This is a genomic window from Enterobacter cloacae complex sp. CARB60 (assembly GCF_036487345.1).
Lineage (GTDB): Bacteria > Pseudomonadota > Gammaproteobacteria > Enterobacterales > Enterobacteriaceae > Enterobacter > Enterobacter asburiae_D.
Map to the genome: position 1 here is coordinate 2,006,404 of NZ_JAZKLC010000002.1, position 19,497 is coordinate 2,025,900.

General features: G+C 55.3%; 20 protein-coding genes and 1 other annotated feature. Of the genes, 9 read left to right on the forward strand and 11 right to left on the reverse strand.

The window, feature by feature from the left end; genetic code table 11:
- Window positions 1-79: 79 nt before the first annotated feature.
- Window positions 80-289, forward strand: coding sequence for a hypothetical protein (locus tag V4835_RS10575; RefSeq protein ID WP_154816154.1), 210 nt, complete (start codon window positions 80-82; stop codon window positions 287-289).
- Window positions 290-445: 156 nt separating this feature from the next.
- Here V4835_RS10575 and yedF read toward each other — a convergent pair whose 3' ends face one another.
- From yedF to trpL, 8 genes are all read right to left on the reverse strand, one after another.
- A complete protein-coding gene (gene yedF / locus V4835_RS10580; protein ID WP_003856774.1) occupies window positions 446-679 on the reverse strand; it encodes a sulfurtransferase-like selenium metabolism protein YedF in 234 nt (77 codons plus the stop codon).
- Window positions 676-1,887 carry a selenium metabolism membrane protein YedE/FdhT gene (gene yedE / locus V4835_RS10585; protein ID WP_331412116.1) on the reverse strand — a complete coding sequence of 404 codons (1,212 nt, stop codon included), beginning with the start codon at window positions 1,885-1,887 and terminating at the stop codon, window positions 676-678. Before yedE ends, yedF begins: the two co-directional genes overlap by 4 nt.
- A 181-nt stretch (window positions 1,888-2,068) precedes the next feature.
- Complete coding sequence (trpA, locus tag V4835_RS10590) at window positions 2,069-2,878, reverse strand: tryptophan synthase subunit alpha (protein ID WP_063145426.1); 810 nt, start codon at window positions 2,876-2,878, stop codon at window positions 2,069-2,071.
- Window positions 2,878-4,071 carry a tryptophan synthase subunit beta gene (gene trpB, locus V4835_RS10595; protein WP_063145425.1) on the reverse strand — a complete coding sequence of 398 codons (1,194 nt, stop codon included), beginning with the start codon at window positions 4,069-4,071 and terminating at the stop codon, window positions 2,878-2,880. Before trpB ends, trpA begins: the two co-directional genes overlap by 1 nt.
- A 10-nt stretch (window positions 4,072-4,081) precedes the next feature.
- Window positions 4,082-5,440, reverse strand: coding sequence for a bifunctional indole-3-glycerol-phosphate synthase TrpC/phosphoribosylanthranilate isomerase TrpF (gene trpCF, locus V4835_RS10600; RefSeq protein WP_063145424.1), 1,359 nt, complete (start codon window positions 5,438-5,440; stop codon window positions 4,082-4,084).
- 3 nt (window positions 5,441-5,443) lie between these two features.
- Window positions 5,444-7,039: a bifunctional anthranilate synthase glutamate amidotransferase component TrpG/anthranilate phosphoribosyltransferase TrpD gene (trpD, locus tag V4835_RS10605; protein ID WP_148241845.1), complete on the reverse strand. Its 1,596-nt coding sequence runs from the start codon at window positions 7,037-7,039 to the stop codon at window positions 5,444-5,446.
- Window positions 7,039-8,601 carry an anthranilate synthase component 1 gene (locus V4835_RS10610; protein WP_331412117.1) on the reverse strand — a complete coding sequence of 521 codons (1,563 nt, stop codon included), beginning with the start codon at window positions 8,599-8,601 and terminating at the stop codon, window positions 7,039-7,041. Before V4835_RS10610 ends, trpD begins: the two co-directional genes overlap by 1 nt.
- Window positions 8,602-8,624: 23 nt before the next feature.
- Window positions 8,625-8,719, reverse strand: a sequence feature (Trp leader region).
- Window positions 8,696-8,740, reverse strand: a complete 45-nt coding sequence (gene trpL, locus V4835_RS24390) for a trp operon leader peptide (protein ID WP_106993556.1) — start codon at window positions 8,738-8,740, stop codon at window positions 8,696-8,698. (Overlaps the previous feature by 24 nt.)
- 139 nt (window positions 8,741-8,879) lie before the next feature.
- Here trpL and rnm point away from each other — a divergent pair, with 139 nt between their 5' ends.
- The 3 genes from rnm to rluB all read left to right on the forward strand — a co-directional run bounded on the left by rnm (window position 8,880) and on the right by rluB (window position 11,350).
- Window positions 8,880-9,761 carry an RNase RNM gene (gene rnm, locus V4835_RS10615; protein ID WP_331412118.1) on the forward strand — a complete coding sequence of 294 codons (882 nt, stop codon included), beginning with the start codon at window positions 8,880-8,882 and terminating at the stop codon, window positions 9,759-9,761.
- On the forward strand, window positions 9,758-10,378 hold the full coding sequence (locus tag V4835_RS10620; protein WP_003856793.1) for an L-threonylcarbamoyladenylate synthase: 621 nt from the start codon (window positions 9,758-9,760) through the stop codon (window positions 10,376-10,378). The genes rnm and V4835_RS10620 overlap by 4 nt, the downstream gene beginning before the upstream one ends.
- Window positions 10,379-10,474: 96 nt before the next feature.
- Entirely contained in the window at window positions 10,475-11,350 is an 876-nt protein-coding gene (gene rluB / locus V4835_RS10625; protein ID WP_008502809.1) for a 23S rRNA pseudouridine(2605) synthase RluB, read from the forward strand.
- A 33-nt stretch (window positions 11,351-11,383) separates the two neighbouring features.
- Here rluB and cobO read toward each other — a convergent pair whose 3' ends face one another.
- Window positions 11,384-11,974: a cob(I)yrinic acid a,c-diamide adenosyltransferase gene (gene cobO / locus V4835_RS10630; protein WP_331412119.1), complete on the reverse strand. Its 591-nt coding sequence runs from the start codon at window positions 11,972-11,974 to the stop codon at window positions 11,384-11,386.
- A complete protein-coding gene (locus V4835_RS10635) occupies window positions 11,971-12,732 on the reverse strand; it encodes a YciK family oxidoreductase (protein ID WP_331412120.1) in 762 nt (253 codons plus the stop codon). The genes cobO and V4835_RS10635 overlap by 4 nt, the downstream gene beginning before the upstream one ends.
- 251 nt (window positions 12,733-12,983) lie before the next feature.
- Between V4835_RS10635 and sohB the strand changes: the two genes are divergently transcribed.
- Window positions 12,984-14,030, forward strand: a complete 1,047-nt coding sequence (gene sohB / locus V4835_RS10640) for a protease SohB (RefSeq protein WP_331412121.1) — start codon at window positions 12,984-12,986, stop codon at window positions 14,028-14,030.
- Window positions 14,031-14,064: 34 nt separating this feature from the next.
- Here the strand turns inward: sohB and V4835_RS10645 are convergent, their stop codons facing one another.
- Window positions 14,065-14,316, reverse strand: a complete 252-nt coding sequence (locus V4835_RS10645; RefSeq protein ID WP_023312072.1) for a YciN family protein — start codon at window positions 14,314-14,316, stop codon at window positions 14,065-14,067.
- A gap of 399 nt (window positions 14,317-14,715) precedes the next feature.
- Between V4835_RS10645 and topA the strand changes: the two genes are divergently transcribed.
- The 4 genes from topA to ymiC all read left to right on the forward strand — a co-directional run bounded on the left by topA (window position 14,716) and on the right by ymiC (window position 19,363).
- The gene (topA, locus tag V4835_RS10650; protein WP_029740526.1) at window positions 14,716-17,313 is read left to right on the forward strand and encodes a type I DNA topoisomerase; all 2,598 of its coding nucleotides are present in this window, start codon (window positions 14,716-14,718) and stop codon (window positions 17,311-17,313) included.
- A 187-nt stretch (window positions 17,314-17,500) separates the two neighbouring features.
- Complete coding sequence (gene cysB / locus V4835_RS10655; protein WP_024907120.1) at window positions 17,501-18,475, forward strand: HTH-type transcriptional regulator CysB; 975 nt, start codon at window positions 17,501-17,503, stop codon at window positions 18,473-18,475.
- 337 nt (window positions 18,476-18,812) lie between these two features.
- Window positions 18,813-18,953, forward strand: a complete 141-nt coding sequence (locus V4835_RS10660) for a YmiA family putative membrane protein (protein WP_213327741.1) — start codon at window positions 18,813-18,815, stop codon at window positions 18,951-18,953.
- 311 nt (window positions 18,954-19,264) lie between these two features.
- Window positions 19,265-19,363 (forward strand): small membrane protein YmiC, encoded by a 99-nt coding sequence (gene ymiC, locus V4835_RS10670; RefSeq protein ID WP_032623144.1) that lies wholly within the window; start codon window positions 19,265-19,267, stop codon window positions 19,361-19,363.
- Window positions 19,364-19,497: the final 134 nt, after the last annotated feature.

Below are 19,497 nucleotides of genomic sequence, written 5' to 3' on the forward strand. Positions count from 1 at the left end.
GCCGCTCATCAAGCTTTTCGCAGTGCCTCAGGATCTTTTCCCCATCATATAAATAGCTGAAAGCGTCGCTGGACAGGGAATGGAAAAGAATATCGCCGTTGGCAAACGGGATAATTTCGGTATCACCCGCACGTTTATGTCCCGCACCGGTTTCAAAATGACCGTGCCATCGTTCCTGGGTATGGTCGTAAACGTGCAGAATGACCTCGACAAGTCCTCTTTGCGGACAATTAAGGCGCAGGAAGGTAGAAGAGAAATTCAGGGACAGCGCATGGAAGGGAATCAATAAGGCGAAAACCAGTAAAGCTCGTAAATACATCAAACCGCGAAAACCTCCTTCAAAAGGGAAATGAGATTTTACTTAAGTCAAAAATTGCGTTTTTGCCGTGGATCAAGATGTCCTATAATTCAATAGGATAAAGGCCCCTGACGAGGCCCTTAGCGATCACTTCTGAATCAAATAGCGAATGGTCGGGCCATCCTGCTGGATATCCAGCACCGTGTAGCCGTGGTTTTTGGCATCCAGCGGAATGTTGTTAATGGACTGCGGGCAGTCGCTGACCACTTCCAGAATTTCACCTTTCTTGAGCTGCGGTAGCGCTTCAAGCGTGGCAACAGCCGGATAAGGGCAGGGTTCACCAACCATATCCAGACGGTAATCGGGCACGATCTCTTTCATACAGCATTCTCCTGGCTTTCTGTTTTAACACTCGCACGTCGGAAGAAGCGTTTCTCCTGCGCGACAACCAGTAAAAAAGCAACCAACAGCAGGGCGTAGGTGACGAGCAGGCCGCCGAGAGGCCCGAAGGTGTTCAGCAAATTAACCTTGTCCCAGCTGGTGGCCAGGACGGGAGACAAGTCATCCCAGTAGTACGCCAGGATCGTAGAACCAATCACATTTCCCAGACCCACCCACCAGTAATGCACCTGGCCTTCAACGGCGCGATACATCCAGCCGGTTTCACACCCGCCAGCCAGTACGATCCCGAAGCCGAACAGCAGGCCGCCAATGACCGCGTTAGGACCGGCCCACATGATTTTCGGTTCGACGCCTAGCTGAACATAGCTGAAGATGCCGATGGCGCTGACCGCCATCCCGGCGATAATCGCCTTCGCCATCATCGTCCGACCGGTGATCCACATATCGCGAAACGCGGAGGTAAAGCAGATCTGCGCGCGTTCAATGAGCAGACCAAAACCCACGCCGAACAGCATCGCCAGGCCGAGTTTGGGCTGGTTCATCGCCGTGCACATTGCCCAGGCGACCATCGCAAAAAAGACCAGCATGCCGAGACGGAAACGGCGGCGTGCCTGTGAGGGTTTCTGGGTTAACGGAGACGCGCCGGTCACCTTGACCATTTTAACGGGGATCCGGAACAGCGGCAGAAGGGTGAATTTTGCACCAAAGTAAGAGCCGATGGCCGTGGCGACAGCAAAGAACCAGGCGTGAAGTGAAAACTGAGGAATACCCGTAAAGAAAGCGGCCAGGTTACAGCCCATCGCCAGACGGGCCCCAAACCCGGCAATGATACCGCCGATCACCGCCTGCATAATGCGAATACGGCTTTTGGGCATACGCAACTTAACGTTGTTTGCCCACAGCGCCGCCGCGAAACAGCCGCCGAACATGCCGATGATCATCATCCCGTCGATGCGGGTGAGCGGTGTGCCGTCCAGATGAATAAGTTTAAAGTACCCCCACTCTTCGGCATGCACGCCTGCGAGCTGCAGCAGCTGCCCACCCCAGCGGGTAAACTCGCCGGTCACCGCCCAGAAGGTACCGGTAATGCCAAAATAATAGGTAGAGAGAATGCCCGCCGCGATAACGGCCGGAACAGGTGACCAGAACTTAACCAGGTAAGTCTGTTTGAAGAATTGCCATGACATGAATAAGCCTCTGAACTCAGAAGGATTAAAGATAAAAAAGAGTTCAGATCATACGCTTACATGGCAGTTTGAAAAGTCATTCACACCGAAAATATCGAAAGGATCAATTTTGACGTAATCCTTTGTTGAGGGTGGGGAAGAAAGGGTAACCGTCTGGCAGGGATGCCAGACGGTGAAGGGATTATGCTTTACGCGTCGCCGCTTTCATTGCGGTCACAAACGCTTTCAGCTCGGCCAGCATCTGCTCGGGCTTGTCCACGTTCTTCTCAATGATCTTCACAATCGCAGAGCCGGAAATGGCACCTGCCGCCTTCGCGTCAACCGCCGCGGCGACCTGATCCGGAGAGGAGATCCCGAAGCCCTGCAGCGGCGGTGCGGCATGGTACTCGGCCAGCTTCTCCACCAGGTGATGCAGCGGCAGTGCGGCTTTATTCTCGGCACCGGTCACGCCAGCGCGTGAGAGCAGATAGGTATACCCGCGTCCGTAAGAGGCAATCTGGCGCAGCAGTTCGTCATCAGCGTTCGGTGGGCAGATGAAAATCGGGGCGACGTTGTGGCGCATCGCCGCCTGACGGAATGGCGCAGACTCCTCAACCGGCACGTCTGCCACCAGAACGGAGTCAACGCCCACGCGAGCGCACTCGGCGTAAAACTCATCGATACCGCGGTTGAACACCAGGTTGGCGTACATCAGCAGGCCAATCGGAATGGTAGGATGCTTCTGGCGGATCGCCGCCAGCATCTCGAAGCACTGGGTCGGCGTCACGCCGGAGGCAAATGCGCGCAGCGTCGCGTTCTGGATGGTCGGGCCATCCGCCAGCGGGTCAGAGAACGGAATACCCAGCTCCAGCGCGTCGGCACCGGCTTCAATCAGGGTGTCGATAATCTTCAGCGACTGTTCCGGGCCCGGATCGCCCAGGGTGACGAAGGGAACGAACGCGCCTTCCTGGCGGGATTTCAGCTCTGCAAATACGTTATCGTAGCGTTCCATCAGATTTCCCCTCGTGCTTTCAGAATATCGTGAACGGTGAAGATATCTTTGTCACCGCGGCCGGAAAGGTTCACCACCAGCAGCTGTTCTTTTTCCGGGTTTTCTTTAATCATTTTCAGCGCATGCGCCAGCGCGTGCGAAGACTCCAGCGCCGGGATGATCCCTTCGCTGCGGCACAGCGTTTTAAAGGCTTCCAGCGCTTCGTCATCGGTAATGGAGACATAGTCCGCTCGTCCAATACTGTTCAGGAACGCATGCTGTGGTCCAACGGACGGGAAGTCGAGGCCCGCAGAAATAGAGTAAGACTCTTCAATCTGGCCCTCATCGGTTTGCATCATAGGGGATTTCATACCGAAGTAGATCCCCACGCGGCCATGCTTCAGCGGCGCGCCGTGTTCACCCGATTCAATGCCGTGACCGGCAGGCTCGACGCCAATCAGACCCACGCTGGTGTCGTCGATAAAGTCTGCGAACATGCCGATGGCGTTAGATCCGCCGCCAACGCAGGCGATCACCGCATCCGGCAGGCGACCTTCTTTTTCGAGGATCTGCGCTTTGGTCTCTTCACCGATCATACGCTGGAATTCGCGCACGATAGTCGGGAACGGGTGCGGGCCTGCCGCGGTACCGAGCATATAGTGTGCGGTTTCATAGCTGCCAGACCAGTCGCGCAGCGCTTCGTTACAGGCATCCTTCAGCGTCGCGGATCCGCTGTGCACCGGGATCACTTCCGCCCCCATCAGTCGCATGCGGAAGACGTTCGGAGACTGACGCTCAACGTCTTTCGCCCCCATATAGATGCGGCATTTCAGACCGAGCAGGGCGCTGGCAAGCGCAGAGGCCACGCCGTGCTGACCTGCGCCGGTTTCGGCGATGATTTCGGTTTTACCCATACGCTTCGCGAGCAGCGCCTGGCCCAGCACCTGGTTAGTTTTATGCGCGCCGCCGTGCAGCAGGTCTTCACGCTTCAGATACAACGTGGTTTTGGTGCCTTCCGTCAGGTTGCGGCATTTGGTCAGCGCGGTCGGACGACCGGCGTAATTTTTCAGCAGGTCGGTAAATTCTGCCTGAAACGCCGGATCTTTCTGCGCGCTGACAAACGCTTCTTCCAGCTGGCGCAGCGCGGGCATCAGGATTTGCGGGACGTACATCCCGCCGAACTCACCAAAATACGGGTTAAGTAATGTCGTCATCTTCTCTTCCTTAATATGCACGCAGAGTTTTAAAAACCGAGGCCAGCTTGCTGGCATCTTTGATACCCGGTTCTAACTCTACGCCTGAATTGAAATCGAGGCCTGCGCAGCCGGTTTTGGCGGCTTCTACGCAGTTATCCGGGCTTAATCCGCCCGCCAGCAGGACGTTGTCCAGCTTTTCGCCGTTCAGCAGCGACCAGTCAAAACGCTGGCCGGTGCCGCCCTGGCCGTTATCGAGGACGTATCTGTCCACATGGTTCAGGTTACGCGAGGGCAACGTATCGCCAACGCTTTGCGCTTTCCAGATCTGCACCTGTGGTGGCAGCGCGGCGCGCAGGGCATCGATGTAGCGCTGGTCTTCACTGCCGTGGAGCTGCACCGCGCTCAGGGATAGCGCGTCGGCTTTTGCCTCAACGTCTGCAATATCTGCATTGCGGAAAACGCCCACGTAGCTGAGCGGAGCCGCTGCGATTACCTTACGCGCCTGCTCTTCGCTGACCGCGCGAGGAGAGGAATCCACAAAGATCAGCCCGCCGTAAATTGCCCCCGCTTCATACGCGGCCTGGGCATCCTGTTCGCGGGTTAAGCCGCAGACTTTGTTCTCACCCAGCAGCACGCGCCGTACTGCCGCATTGAGATCGTCATGCTCCATCATGGCCGAGCCAATCAGGAAACCGTTGGCGAAGTGGCTCAGCTCGCGCACCTGGGCGTAGCTGTTAATCCCGGATTCGCTGATCACCGTCACGCCAGACCCCAGACGCGGCGCCAGCTGGCGGGTACGGTTCAGGTCAATTGACAGGTCGCGCAGATCGCGGTTGTTGATCCCGACGACTTTGGCTTCCAGCGCAATCGCGCGCTCCAGCTCCTCTTCGTTGCTCACTTCGGTCAGCACGCCCATGTTCAGGCTGTGCGCCACGGCGGAAAGCTGGCGATACTGGTCGTCATCAAGCACCGAGAGCATCAGCAGGCAGGCGTCAGCCTGGTAAAAGCGCGCCAGCCAGATCTGATACGGGTCGATAATAAAGTCTTTGCACAGGATTGGCTGCGGCGCGATGCCGCTGACGATCGGCAGAAAATCGAAGCTGCCCTGAAAATATTTCTCATCCGTCAGCACGGAGATGGCTGACGCATGATGCTTATAAATGCCGGCAATACGCGCCGGGTCGAAATCGTCACGAATAACGCCTTTAGACGGGGACGCCTTTTTGCACTCAAGAATGAACGCGGTGCGCGCACCCTGCAGGGCATCATAGAAACGACGGCTGCTCGGGACGACGTCGTTCTGGAAACTGGCAAGCGGCTGCTGTTGCTTGCGGGCTTCCACCCAGATGGCCTTATCGGCAACGATTTTCGCTAAAACGGTCTGCATTCTTTACCCTCTTGCCGCAAGTGCGGTAACGCGATCGTAAGCTGCACCGGAGCGCAGTACATCCAGAACTTTTTGAACATTGGCCTTCAGGTCTTCCTCACCGTGCAAACGCATTAGCATAGCGACGTTGGCAGCAACGGCGGCCTCATGGGCGACCTCTCCTTTACCTTGTAATAAGCGCGTCAGAATGTCACGGTTTTCTTCCGGCGTACCGCCAGCCAGCGCTTCCTGGTGATACGGCGCGAGGCCGAAGTCGGCAGCGTCCAGCTGATAGCTCAGGATTTCACCGTCGCGCAGTTCGGCCACCAGCGTCGGCGCATGAAGAGAAACCTCATCCATACCACCGCTGTGCACCACGGCGGCACGTTGATAACCCAGCACGCGCAGCGTCTCGGCAATCGGCAGAACCAGTTCCGGGCTATAGACGCCAATCAGCGCCAGCGGCGGATGCGCCGGGTTGATCAGCGGGCCGAGCACGTTAAACAGCGTGCGGGTTTTAAGCTGCTGACGAACCGGCATCGCGTGGCGGAAACCGGTGTGATACTTCGGCGCAAACAGGAAGCAGACGCCCAGGTCATCCAGCGCTTCACGGGAACGCTCGGCGTTCATATCGAGATTAATACCGAATGCGGCGAGCAAATCGGAAGAACCTGAGCGGCTGGAAACGCTGCGGTTGCCGTGTTTCGCGACCTTCAAACCACACGCCGCGGCCACGAAGGCGCTGGCGGTGGAGATATTAATGCTATTACTGCCGTCTCCCCCGGTGCCGACAATATCGGCAAACTGATAGTCCGGGCGCGGGAACGGGGCGGCATTTTCCAGCAGGGCCGTAGCGGCACCGGCGATCTCCTGCGGGCTTTCGCCGCGCACCTTCATGCTCACCAGCGCGGCCGCCAGCTGTTCAGGCTTCAGCTCACCGCGAACCACGGCGGAGAAGAGCTGGTGGCTCTCCTGCTGGCTCAGGGTCTGCGCCTGGTACAGTTTTTCCAGAATAGGCTGCAGGGTATTGGTCTGCTCCAGCTTCTGTAACGCCCAGTCGAGCGTCTGCTCCAGCAGGCGGGCACCGTGGGAGGTCAGGATCGATTCCGGGTGGAACTGCAGGCCGCAGACGCGGTCCGCATCGTGGCGCACCGCCATCACCATGCCTTCAAACGAGGCGTTGATGGTCAGCCCGGCTGGAATATTGCTGCCAACCAGCGAGTGATAGCGCGCGACCGGGAGCGGGTTCGGCAGCCCGGCAAACATTGCCTGGCCGTCATGTTCAATGCTGGACGCTTTACCGTGGAGGATCTCACCCGCCTGGCCAACGTAGCCGCCATAGGCTTCAACAATCGCCTGATGACCGAGGCAGATGCCGATAATCGGCAGCTTGCCGCGCATACGGGTCAGCAGCTCCGGCATACAGCCCGCTTCGCTCGGTGCGCCTGGCCCCGGAGAGAGCATCAGCACCGGGCTTTGCATGGTTGCCAGACGGTCAATCAGGGTCTGCGCCGGAACGTGGTTGCGGTAGATAACGACGTTATGGCCATTCGCACGCAGCTGATCTGCCAGGTTATAGGTAAAGGAGTCGATATTATCGAGCAGCAGAATGTCAGCCATCAGAAAATCTCCTGTGCATGGTGTGCGGTAGCAATGGCGCGAAGGACCGCACGGGCTTTACTGCGCGTTTCGTCAGCTTCAGACTGCGGAACAGAATCAAGGACAATCCCGGCACCCGCCTGGACGGTGGCAATACCGTCTTCAACATAGGCGGAGCGGATCACGATGCAGGTATCCAGGTCGCCGTGGGCCGTGAAGTAACCCACCGCGCCGCCGTAGCTGCCGCGACGGCGTCCTTCGGCGGCGGCAATCAGCTGCATGGCGCGTACTTTCGGCGCGCCGCTCAGGGTGCCCATGTTCATACAGGCGCGGTAGGCGTGCAGCACGTCGAGGTCGTGGCGCAGCTCACCGACCACGCGGGAGACGAGGTGCATCACGAACGAATAGCGGTCGACTTTAGTCAGGTCAGCCACGTAGCGGCTGCCGGGGGTGCAAATGCGTGCCAGATCGTTACGCGCCAGGTCAACCAGCATCAGGTGCTCGGAGAGTTCTTTGTGGTCGGTACGCATTTCCAGTTCGATGCGGCTGTCCAGATCGCGATCCAGGGAGCCATCGGCGCGACGTCCGCGCGGACGGGTTCCGGCAATTGGGTAGATCTCAATCTGACGGCTGGTGGCGTCGTACTTCAGCGAGCTTTCCGGCGAGGCGCCGAACAGCGTGAACTCATTGTCCTGCATGAAAAACATGTACGGACTTGGGTTACTCTTTTTCAGCACGTCGTAGGCGGCGAGCGGCGACGGGCAGGGAAGGGAGAAGCGGCGGGAGGGGACGACCTGGAAAATTTCCCCGGCGCGAATCGCCTTTTGCATCTGGCGAACCACGGCGCCGTACTGATCGTCAGTCTGGTTAACATCGCATGTCATTTTCTCAACACGCTGCACCGGAAGTGCAGGCGGCGCTTCGGTCATCTGCTGCTGCAGTTGAGCGATGCGGTGCTCGAGACGGTTTTTCTCAGCGGGAGAAGGCGTCAACAGGCTCGCCTGAATGCGGGTATATTGCTTCTGGTGGTCGATCACCAGCAGGGTTTCAGCCAGATAGAAACAATAGTCCGGGCAGCGATTACCCTGCTCGGTTTCCGGCAAATCTTCAAATCCGGCGACCAGGTCATAAGCAAACAGCCCACCAAAGAACATCGCCTCACGCTCGTCTTCCGGCACGGTGACCAGGTTCTGCAGCAGGCGGAAGGCATCGAAAACGGACAGGGAGCAGAGACGCGCGTCTTCGTCCAGCAGCTGGCTCACCGGCGGGAAATGCAGAATGCGCATTTCTGGGTGACGTTCGTTTTCAATCCCTGAAGGCAGGGCGGCATCCAGCAGCGGCAGCAGCGATGCGCCATTGTCTGACAGCGCCTTGATTGTGACGGTGTCACCTAAAGCGGTAATGCGCAGCGCGCTGTCGACCAGCAGCAGGCTCTTAAGGTCGTCTTTACTGTCGATATCCGCAGATTCCAGCAGTAGGGTAGCCGGACGCGCTCCGCAAACCTGATGAAACAGCGCGGTGGGGTTATGGCGATAGGCCGCCTCGCAGGTCAGCAGTTCGAGGTGTGGTTTGGCTGTTTGCATGATTTTATTCTCATTTTCTGTTCAAAAAAAAGCCCGCTTGGAAGCGGGCTGGGTATCTGTTTGCATTTCGCAGACGCGTGACACTGCCCGATGATCAGGAAGTACGCCACCAACCGTGCAGAGTGAAATGTGCTGTCATTTTCAGATACCTTTCTCGTGTGAACTTACGTACTAGTTAACTAGTTCGATGGCAAGTTGTCAACCCTTGATTTCAGAATTTCGCGTTAAGTCGGTATCATGGTGTTTTCGGATGTCTCTAACCTGCTATGGGAAGTGCTTTGAGCGATACCACCTACGCCATTATTTATGATTTACACAGCCATACTCAGGCCTCTGATGGCCTGCTGACACCCGAAGCCCTGGTTCATCGTGCCGTTGAAATGCGCGTCGGTACCCTGGCGATAACCGATCACGATACGACAGATGCCATTCCTGCGGCGCGCGCTGAGATCGCCCGCAGCGGGCTGGCGCTGAATCTGGTGTCCGGCGTCGAGATATCAACCGTCTGGGAAAACCATGAGATTCATATCGTTGGCCTGAACATCGATATAGACCATCCGGCACTTGTTGCATTTTTGCAAGAACAAAAAACGCGCCGCAATCAGCGTGCAGAGATGATCGGCGAGCGTCTCGAAAAGGCGCATATTCCGGGCGCGCTGGAAGGGGCGCAAAAGATGGCGAACGGCGGGGCGGTCACTCGCGGTCATTTCGCCCGTTTTCTGGTCGAAGCGGGGAAAGCGACGACCATGGCGGACGTCTTTAAAAAGTATCTGGCGCGCGGGAAAACCGGATACGTTCCGCCACAGTGGTGTACAATAAAACAAGCTATTGATGTGATTCATCATTCTGGCGGAAAGGCCGTGCTGGCCCATCCGGGACGGTATAATCTTTCTGCTAAATGGCTGAAAAGGCTGCTGGCACACTTTGCCGAATGCGGTGGCGAGGCGATGGAAGTCGCCCAGTGTCAGCAGGCGCCCAACGAGCGCGCGCAGCTCGCGACCTATGCCCGCCAGTTTGGCCTGCTTGGGTCACAGGGGTCTGATTTCCATCAGCCCTGCGCCTGGATCGAACTGGGGCGCAAGCTCTGGTTGCCCGCTGGCGTTGAGCCGCTCTGGCAGCTCTGGGAACAGCCGCAGCAAATTGAAGAGAGGGAAGTATGAGTCAGTTTTTCTATATCCATCCGGATAACCCGCAGCCACGTCTGATTAACCAGGCCGTGGAGATCGTCCGCAAAGGCGGCGTGATTGTCTACCCGACCGATTCCGGCTACGCGCTGGGCTGCAAAATTGAAGATAAAGGGGCGATGGAACGCATTTGCCGTATTCGCCAGCTGCCTGACGGCCATAACTTTACCCTGATGTGCCGCGATCTCTCTGAGCTGTCGACCTACGCGTATGTCGATAACGTGGCGTTTCGCCTGATTAAGAACAACACGCCGGGTAACTACACCTTCATCCTGAAGGGCACGAAGGAAGTACCGCGTCGTCTGCTGCAGGAGAAACGTAAAACCATCGGCATGCGCGTGCCGTCTAACCCGATTGCGCAGGCGCTGCTGGAAACCCTCGGCGAACCGATGCTTTCTACCTCGCTGATGCTGCCGGGAAGTGAGTTTACCGAGTCCGATCCGGAAGAGATCAAAGATCGTCTGGAGAAGGTGGTCGAGCTGATTATTCACGGCGGTTATCTCGGTCAGCAGCCCACTACCGTGGTCGACTTAACCGAAGATGCGCCGGAAGTGATTCGTGAAGGCGTGGGTGATGTAAAGCCTTTCTTGTAAGGGTATAAGCAGATATACTACGCGGCCATCAAAGCAGGGCTCAGCCCTCTTTTGACCTGATTCGACGCCTGTGAAGGCGACACCTGAGGAAGCTCAATGAGCGAGAAGTTACAGAAAGTGCTGGCGCGCGCCGGCCACGGCTCACGCCGTGAAATCGAAGCCATTATTGAAGCGGGCCGCGTGAGTGTGGACGGTAAAATCGCCACGCTGGGTGACCGCGTTGAAATCGTACCGGGGCTGAAGATCCGCATCGACGGTCATCTTATCTCCGTGAAAGAGTCTGCTGAACAAATCTGTCGCGTGCTGGCTTACTACAAGCCGGAAGGCGAGCTGTGCACCCGCAACGACCCGGAAGGTCGTCCGACGGTGTTTGACCGTCTGCCTAAACTGCGTGGCGCTCGCTGGATTGCCGTCGGTCGTCTGGACGTAAACACCTGCGGTCTGCTGCTGTTTACCACCGATGGTGAACTGGCTAACCGTCTAATGCACCCAAGCCGTGAAGTAGAACGTGAATACGCGGTGCGCGTATTTGGCCAGGTTGATGAGAATAAACTGCGCGATCTGTCGCGTGGCGTTCAGCTGGAAGACGGCCCTGCGGCGTTTAAAACCATCAAGTTTACCGGTGGGGAAGGCATTAACCAGTGGTACAACGTGACCCTGACCGAAGGCCGTAACCGCGAGGTGCGTCGTCTCTGGGAAGCGGTAGGCGTCCAGGTGAGCCGTCTTATCCGTGTCCGTTACGGCGACATTCTGCTGCCGAAAGGACTGCCACGCGGTGGTTATACCGAACTGGATCTGACCCAAACCAACTACCTGCGCGAGCTGGTTGGTCTGACGCCAGAAACCACCTCTAAAGTGGCGGTAGAGAAAGATCGTCGTCGCATGAAGGCGAATCAGATTCGCCGTGCGGTGAAGCGCCACAGCCAAGTGAGCAGCAACCGCCGCTCCGGCAGCCGTAACAACAACGGTTAAAAACGAAAGCCCGGTCAATGACCGGGCTTTTTTTTAGTAATCAATCCCGATTTGCGCTTTGATGCCCGCATCAAATGCATGTTTGACCGGACGCAGCTCGCTGACGGTATCTGCCAGCTCCAGAATATCCCGATGACACCCGCGCCCCGTGACGATAACCGTCTGATGCGCTAGGCGGTTTTTCAGGGCTGTCAGCACGGCCTCCAGCGGCAGATAATCGTAGGCGACCATATACGTTATCTCATCCAGCAGAACCATATTCAGCGTGGGGTCGGCGAGCATTCTTTTAGCGTGCTCCCAGACGGCGAGGCAGGCTGCGGTATCGGTTTCCCGGTTCTGCGTGTCCCACGTAAACCCGGTCGCCATCACCTGAAACTCAACGCCGTGAGGCTCAAGTAAATTTCGCTCGCCGTTGGGCCATTCGCCTTTAATAAACTGGATCACGCCCACTTTTTGCCCATGGCCGACGGCGCGTGTCGCCGTGCCGAATGCGGCGGTGGTTTTCCCCTTGCCGTTGCCGGTAAAGACGATGACGATCCCACGCTCGTCCTGTGCCGCCGCGACGCGCGCATCGACCTGTTCTTTCAGACGCTGCTGGCGTTGCTGATGACGTTCTTCACTCATTGCGAAATTCCTGGTTTACGGCCCGGCTGGGCGTCAAAGGTCATCCCGGTTTTGCGGCGGCTGTCGTCGCCCATCAGCCAGAGATAGAGCGGCATAATGTCTGCCGGGGTTTTCAGCTTCTGCGGATCTTCGCTCGGGAACGCGCAGGCGCGCATTTTGGTGCGCGTACCGCCCGGGTTAATGCAGTTTACGCGCAGATGGCGGCTCTGATACTCCTCCGCCAGCACCTGCATCATGCCTTCGGTCGCGAATTTTGATACAGCATAGGCTCCCCAGTTTGCGCGTCCCTCACGGCCAACGCTGGAAGAGGTAAAGACCAGGGATCCCGACTCGGATTTCAGTAATAAAGGAAGCAATGCCTGTGTAAGGAAAAATGTGCCGTTGACGTTGACCTGCATCACCTGCTGCCAGATATCAGGATCCTGTTCATCCATCGGACGCACTTCGCCTAACAAGCCGGCGTTATGCAGCACGCCGTCGAGTCTCGGATAGTGGGCGCTGATGCGCTGGGCTAACTCCTGGCACACCGCGGGCGTGCAGGTCAGCAAATCCAGCGTATACCACGGGGCCGGCGTGCCGCATACAGCCTCAATCTCCTGAGCGACGTTTTTCAGTTTTTCTTCGTTGCGCCCGATCAGAATGACGTTCGCGCCGTATTCGGCGTATGTCAGGGCCGCCTCTCGGCCAATCCCGTCGCTGGCACCGGTGACAAGAATAATCCGGTTTTGCAGCAGATTTTTTTGCGGTTGATAATGCACGGTGACTCCTCAGGCGACCGGTAACGCAATGGCGCCTTTATGATGACTTTTCGGCTTTATGCCCGAATTAGCCTAATAATTCAATCAGTCTACAGGACGCATTACTGTAAAATTAACAATTTGCAAATATTTAAACTCCAGTTCGGGGATTCCTGAAGGCGGCTCGCAGAGGTAATGTCACGAGCGAGACGCATGGGCAGGGCTGTTGTACACTGCCGTGAAAGATTCGTGGTTAAATCAAGGTGGAACGCGTGGAATTACTTTCTCAATATGGGTTGTTTTTGGCCAAAATCGCGACGGTGGTGATTGCCATTGCGGTGATTGCCGTTCTGATTGTCAACCTGACGCAGCGCAAGCGTCAGCGTGGGGAGTTACGCATCACCCGCCTGAGCGAGCAGTATAAAGAGATGCAGGAAGAGATGTCTCTGGCGCTGCTTGATAGTCATCAACAGAAACTCTGGCTGAAAGCGCAGAAGAAAAAGCATAAACAGGAAGCCAAAGCGGCCAAGGCAAAAGCAAAGCTCATTGCGCCGCAGGATAAGGCTACGCCACGTGTCTATGTGCTCGATTTTAAAGGCAGTATGGATGCGCATGAGGTTTCTTCTCTGCGGGAGGAAGTGACTGCCGTTCTGGCCGTGGCGACGCCGCAGGATCAGGTTGTCGTGCGTCTTGAAAGCCCGGGCGGGGTGGTTCACGGTTACGGACTGGCCGCCTCACAGCTGCAGCGCCTGCGTGAAAAACAGATCCCGCTGACTGTGGCGGTGGATAAAGTGGCGGCCAGCGGTGGCTACATGATGGCCTGCGTGGCGGACAAAATTGTTGCCGCGCCGTTCTCCATTATAGGCTCGATCGGCGTGGTCGCCCAAATTCCGAACTTTAACCGCTTCCTGAAAAATAAAGAGATTGATATCGAACTTCACACGGCGGGTCAGTATAAACGTACCCTGACGCTGCTGGGGGAAAACACGGAAGAAGGGCGTCAAAAATTCCGTGAAGATCTCAACGAAACGCATCACCTCTTTAAAGATTTTGTGCACCGTATGCGCCCGACGCTCGATATTGAACAGGTCGCGACAGGGGAGCACTGGTACGGCGTCCAGGCGCAGGAGAAAGGGCTGGTGGATGAAGTTGGAACCAGCGACGATCTGCTGCTCAACCTGATGGAAGGCCGTGAACTGGTGGGCGTGCGCTTTACCCAGCGTAAGCGACTCCTTGACCGCTTTACCAACAGCGCGGCGGAAAGTGCGGATCGCCTGCTGCTGCGCTGGCTACAGCGCGGACAAAAACCGCTGCTGTAAACAAAAACGCGAGGCACATGCCTCGCGTTTTGCTTTAATCGACCAGGTGATATTTCTCGGAAAGCGTATGCGCCAGGTATTTGAACATGTTAAATACGGCGGTGCTTTTCGGGGTCGGCAACCCCTGCTCGTCAAGGAAGTATTCGCCGCTGAAAATCAGCACGCCATTACGCTGCTCTACGCCGGTGGCTTCAATGCCCGCCAGCGTATCTTCATGGTCACGGATAAGCTTGTTTGCTTCGATAAGCAGAGAGGCTCGGTCAATAGGTTGGGTCGTATTCTGCATAATCCACTCCTTAAACAGTGACAATAGTCTACGCCGAGGGCGCATTGGGGGCAAATTTTCCCTGTAATGTGAGGGGATAAGGTGCAGGGGCCTGGCTGGCGGGATTTGCTTTTGCATGCTAATAAAGTTGCGTAACGAATTTTATCAGGTAGAGTGTGCGCTTTCGTCATTCTGGCAACAGAATTGCTTGACATTCAACCTGGAATTCGTCACGAATTACACGAGATGTGAGAAAAATACCCGAAAAATCAATCACCTGGGCGTCTTTTCTTTAACGCCCGGTAAGACAAAGGGGTTGATATCCCCTGACGCAGTCGCAATATCATTGGCTCGTCGTCAGCGGAAGGGAAATCAACGTGCGGCGTATTCCTGGAAGAATTAAATTAGGTAAAGGTGAATATGGGTAAAGCTCTCGTCATCGTTGAGTCCCCGGCAAAAGCCAAAACGATCAATAAGTATCTGGGTAATGACTACGTGGTTAAGTCCAGCGTGGGTCATATCCGCGATTTGCCGACCAGTGGCTCAGCCAGCAAAAAGAGCGCAGACTCTACCTCCACCAAAGGGGCTAAAAAGCCTAAAAAGGATGAACGTAGCGCGCTTGTCAACCGCATGGGTGTGAACCCATGGCATAACTGGGATGCACAATATGAAGTGCTGCCCGGAAAAGAAAAAGTCGTTAACGAGCTGAAGCAGCTTGCTGAAAAAGCAGACCACATCTATCTCGCAACCGACCTTGACCGCGAAGGGGAAGCCATTGCGTGGCACCTGCGGGAAGTGATTGGTGGTGATGACAAACGCTACAGCCGTGTAGTGTTTAACGAAATTACGAAGAATGCGATTCGTCAGGCGTTTGAGAAGCCGGGCGAACTGAATATTGACCGTGTAAACGCACAGCAGGCACGTCGCTTTATGGACCGCGTTGTGGGCTACATGGTTTCTCCACTGCTGTGGAAAAAGATTGCCCGTGGCCTGTCCGCAGGTCGTGTGCAATCCGTCGCGGTGCGTCTGGTCGTTGAGCGTGAGCGCGAAATTAAAGCCTTCGTGCCGGAAGAGTTCTGGGAAGTTGATGCCAATGTGACCACGCCGGGCGGTGACGCTCTGCCGCTGCAGGTGAGCCATCACAACGATAAGCCTTTCCGTCCAGAAAACCGCGACCAGACCATGGCCGCCGTGGCGCTGCTGGAAAAAGCACGCTATCAGGTGCTGGAACGTGAAGACAAACCGACCAGCAGCAAGCCGGGTGCTCCGTTTATAACCTCTACGCTGCAACAGGCTGCAAGCACGCGTCTCGGTTATGGCGTGAAGAAAACCATGATGATGGCCCAGCGCCTGTATGAAGCGGGTTACATCACCTACATGCGTACCGACTCAACCAACCTGAGCCAGGACGCAGTTAACATGGTGCGCGGCTATATCAGCGACAATTTCGGCAAAAAATACCTGCCGGAAAGTGCGAATCAGTACGCCAGCAAAGAGAATTCCCAGGAAGCGCACGAAGCAATTCGTCCTTCCGACGTCTCCGTCCTCGCGGAATCGTTAAAAGATATGGAAGCGGATGCGCAAAAGCTGTATCAGCTGATCTGGCGCCAGTTCGTGGCGTGCCAGATGACGCCTGCGAAGTACGACTCCACCACGCTGACCGTTGGCGCGGGTGATTTCCGCCTGAAGGCGCGCGGTCGTATCCTGCGTTTCGACGGCTGGACGAAAGTGATGCCTGCGCTGCGTAAAGGTGATGAAGACCGGACGCTGCCGGCGGTGAACAAAGGTGATGAACTCTCGCTGGTTGACCTCGTGCCAGCCCAGCACTTCACCAAGCCGCCTGCGCGCTTCAGTGAAGCGTCCCTGGTGAAAGAGCTGGAAAAACGCGGTATTGGCCGTCCGTCGACCTACGCGTCCATCATCTCGACGATTCAGGACCGTGGCTACGTACGCGTTGAAAACCGTCGTTTCTATGCGGAAAAAATGGGTGAGATCGTCACCGACCGTCTGGAAGCTAACTTCCGCGAGTTGATGAACTACGATTTCACCGCGCAAATGGAAGACAGCCTCGACCAGGTTGCCAGCCATCAGGCGGAATGGAAAAAGGTACTCGACAGCTTCTTCAGCGACTTTACCGACCAGCTTGAAAAAGCGGAGAAGGATCCTGAAGAGGGCGGCATGCTGCCTAACCAGATGGTTCTGACCAGCATCGACTGCCCAACCTGCGGCCGCAAGATGGGGATCCGCACCGCAACCACGGGCGTGTTCCTTGGCTGCTCCGGCTACGCGCTGTCACCAAAAGAGCGCTGCAAAACCACCATCAACCTGGTGCCTGAGAACGAAGTTCTCAACGTGCTGGAAGGTGATGATGCGGAAACTAACGCTCTGCGTGCCAAACGCCGCTGCAAAAAATGCGGCACGGCGATGGACAGCTACCTGATCGATCCAAAACGTAAGCTGCACGTCTGCGGTAATAACCCAACGTGTGACGGGTATGAGATCGAAGAGGGCGAGTTCCGCATTAAAGGCTATGACGGCCCGATTGTGGAGTGCGAGAAGTGTGGCTCTGAAATGCACCTGAAAATGGGGCGTTTCGGTAAGTACATGGCCTGTACCAACGACGAGTGTAAAAACACGCGCAAAATCCTGCGTAACGGTGAAGTGGCTCCGCCGAAGGAAGATCCGGTTCCGCTGCCAGAGCTGCCGTGCGAGAAATCCGACGCGTACTTCGTGCTGCGTGACGGCGCTGCGGGTGTCTTCCTGGCCGCCAACACCTTCCCGAAATCACGTGAAACGCGCGCGCCGCTGGTGGAAGAGCTGCATCGCTTCCGCGATCGTCTGCCTGAGAAACTGCGTTATCTGGCCGATGCGCCACAGCAGGATCCTGAAGGCAACAAAACCGTGGTACGGTTTAGCCGTAAAACCAAGCAGCAGTATGTTGCGGCCGAGAAAGAGGGTAAAGCGACCGGATGGTCAGCCTTCTTTGTCGATGGCAAATGGGTTGAAGGCAAGAAATAATCTTCCCTTACCGTAACTTACCTGTAAAAGGGCCGGATTTCCGGCCCTTTTTTATTGCCTTGTTATTATTTTTTGTTCCGTACTATACAGTCAGGCTATAAATGATATAGTGGTTATAGTTAACCTGTTTCTTATTATTAAATCGTCTTAAGCGATTGACCGCATGCGCTAAATCGGATGGTCTGGCATGAAATTACAGCAGCTTCGTTATATCGTTGAGGTGGTGAATCATAACCTTAACGTCTCTTCTACCGCAGAGGGGTTATATACCTCGCAACCGGGTATCAGCAAACAAGTTCGTATGCTGGAGGATGAGTTAGGTATCCAGATATTTGCCCGCAGCGGTAAGCATCTCACTCAGGTGACGCCAGCGGGGCAGGAAATCATCCGCATTGCGCGGGAAGTCCTCTCTAAAGTCGATGCGATTAAGTCAGTGGCAGGGGAACACACCTGGCCGGATAAAGGTTCGCTGTATATTGCCACGACCCATACCCAGGCGCGCTATGCGCTTCCCGGTGTAATCAAAGGCTTTATCGAGCGTTATCCCCGCGTCTCTTTGCATATGCACCAGGGCTCGCCAACGCAAATTGCTGAAGCCGTTTCCAAGGGTAATGCAGACTTTGCCATCGCCACCGAAGCGCTTCATCTCTATGACGATCTGGTCATGCTTCCATGCTATCACTGGAACCGTTCTATCGTGGTGACCCCGGATCACCCCCTGGCGGGTAAAGGGTCGGTCTCTATCGAAGAGCTGGCGCAATATCCGTTGGTGACGTATACGTTTGGCTTTACCGGACGGTCCGAGCTTGATACGGCCTTTAACCGGGCAGGGTTAACGCCGCGCATTGTCTTTACCGCGACGGATGCCGACGTGATTAAGACCTATGTGCGGCTTGGTCTGGGGGTGGGCGTCATTGCCAGCATGGCGGTGGATCCGGTGTCAGACCCTGACCTGGTGCGTCTTGATGCGCACGATGTTTTCAGTCATAGCACCACAAAGATTGGATTCCGTCGCAGCACCTTCCTGCGCAGCTATATGTATGATTTTATTCAGCGCTTTGCCCCTCATTTAACGCGTGATGTGGTTGATACCGCCGTTGCATTACGCTCAAATGAAGATATTGAAGAGATGTTTAAAGACATCAAACTCCCCGAAAAATAATCACACCCGGTATCTTTCCCTAAGGGAAAGATACCGAAATAACGCCTCAAAGCTAAATTAGAATTATCATCATCTACGCATCCCTGTCATATAATGTCATTATCCATTTAATTTGTAAGGTTATAATGTCGTGAATTGGCGACAAAAGTAGAAACTAATTTACGCCTTCGCAAATTTTTCTTTTCAATTATTTATTTCTGGTCAAAAGATTGAATATTTCATACCACCCGGTGCGTAAATTCACTGGCTTTTCGGCTAAAGTTTCTTTAGGATTTATCTCAACAGATGATTAATTATACCAATTGTTTGGTCCTAAATGATAAGCGATGTCGATTGTATGAGGTTAGCAATGCCTTCAGGAAGTGAAGAACCGCAAAGGGATCCTGCGCTCAAGCGTAAAGCCTGGCTGGCGGTCTTTCTCGTTTCTACCCTGTTTTGGGTGGTGGTTGCTCTCCTGGCCTGGAAATATTGGGGTTAAATATGGCAGTGACGGTACGTACAGAAACGGTAAAACAGATGTGTCAGCATCGTGACAATGGTCACAGAGGGCGTAAAGCACCTGCGACTGTTGTACCCGCGTCCTGGAAACTGACGCCGCAGCAGCAAGCGTTTATTGATGTGTTCGCAGAAGACGAACCCAAAAAACAATAATTTAGTTAATTGCGTAATGATGCAAATAGTCTGAATATCGACTCTGCACTTTTGTACTCTTTAATAAATACACATCAGCAATATAGCACTGAGGACTCACCTCAGAACTTTTTATAAATAATGCCTGGTGTCCCTACGATGAATAACATGACGTCTCACAAATACTGGTCATGGATCGGCGTTTTTACCGTGTCGATTCTGTTCTGGAGTCAGCTCATCTGGTTGGCCCTCCACTAAATTGTAAAACCTCGCTACGGCGGGGTTTTTTGTTTTCCCATTCTGGACCAATCCTAAATTTATCAATTTGGGTTGTTATCAAAACGTTACGACATCTTTGTGTTATCTTTAATTACGGCCCTGATGATTGTCGG

Bases quoted from the DNA above. Each gene is read 5' to 3' on its own strand.
- trpCF (WP_063145424.1), bottom strand. From the start codon at position 5,440: ATGCAGACCGTTTTAGCGAAAATCGTTGCCGATAAGGCCATCTGGGTG.
- yedF (WP_003856774.1), bottom strand. From the start codon at position 679: ATGAAAGAGATCGTGCCCGATTACCGTCTGGATATGGTTGGTGAACCC.
- rluB (WP_008502809.1), top strand. From the start codon at position 10,475: ATGAGCGAGAAGTTACAGAAAGTGCTGGCGCGCGCCGGCCACGGCTCA.
- trpB (WP_063145425.1), bottom strand. From the start codon at position 4,071: ATGACGACATTACTTAACCCGTATTTTGGTGAGTTCGGCGGGATGTAC.
- cobO (WP_331412119.1), bottom strand. From the start codon at position 11,974: ATGAGTGAAGAACGTCATCAGCAACGCCAGCAGCGTCTGAAAGAACAG.
- yedE (WP_331412116.1), bottom strand. From the start codon at position 1,887: ATGTCATGGCAATTCTTCAAACAGACTTACCTGGTTAAGTTCTGGTCA.
- V4835_RS10610 (WP_331412117.1), bottom strand. From the start codon at position 8,601: ATGCAAACAGCCAAACCACACCTCGAACTGCTGACCTGCGAGGCGGCC.
- V4835_RS10645 (WP_023312072.1), bottom strand. From the start codon at position 14,316: ATGCAGAATACGACCCAACCTATTGACCGAGCCTCTCTGCTTATCGAA.
- ymiC (WP_032623144.1), top strand. From the start codon at position 19,265: ATGAATAACATGACGTCTCACAAATACTGGTCATGGATCGGCGTTTTT.
- topA (WP_029740526.1), top strand. From the start codon at position 14,716: ATGGGTAAAGCTCTCGTCATCGTTGAGTCCCCGGCAAAAGCCAAAACG.
- cysB (WP_024907120.1), top strand. From the start codon at position 17,501: ATGAAATTACAGCAGCTTCGTTATATCGTTGAGGTGGTGAATCATAAC.
- trpA (WP_063145426.1), bottom strand. From the start codon at position 2,878: ATGGAACGCTACGATAACGTATTTGCAGAGCTGAAATCCCGCCAGGAA.
- V4835_RS10575 (WP_154816154.1), top strand. From the start codon at position 80: ATGGAAAAGAATATCGCCGTTGGCAAACGGGATAATTTCGGTATCACC.
- V4835_RS10620 (WP_003856793.1), top strand. From the start codon at position 9,758: ATGAGTCAGTTTTTCTATATCCATCCGGATAACCCGCAGCCACGTCTG.
- V4835_RS10660 (WP_213327741.1), top strand. From the start codon at position 18,813: ATGAGGTTAGCAATGCCTTCAGGAAGTGAAGAACCGCAAAGGGATCCT.
- trpD (WP_148241845.1), bottom strand. From the start codon at position 7,039: ATGGCTGACATTCTGCTGCTCGATAATATCGACTCCTTTACCTATAAC.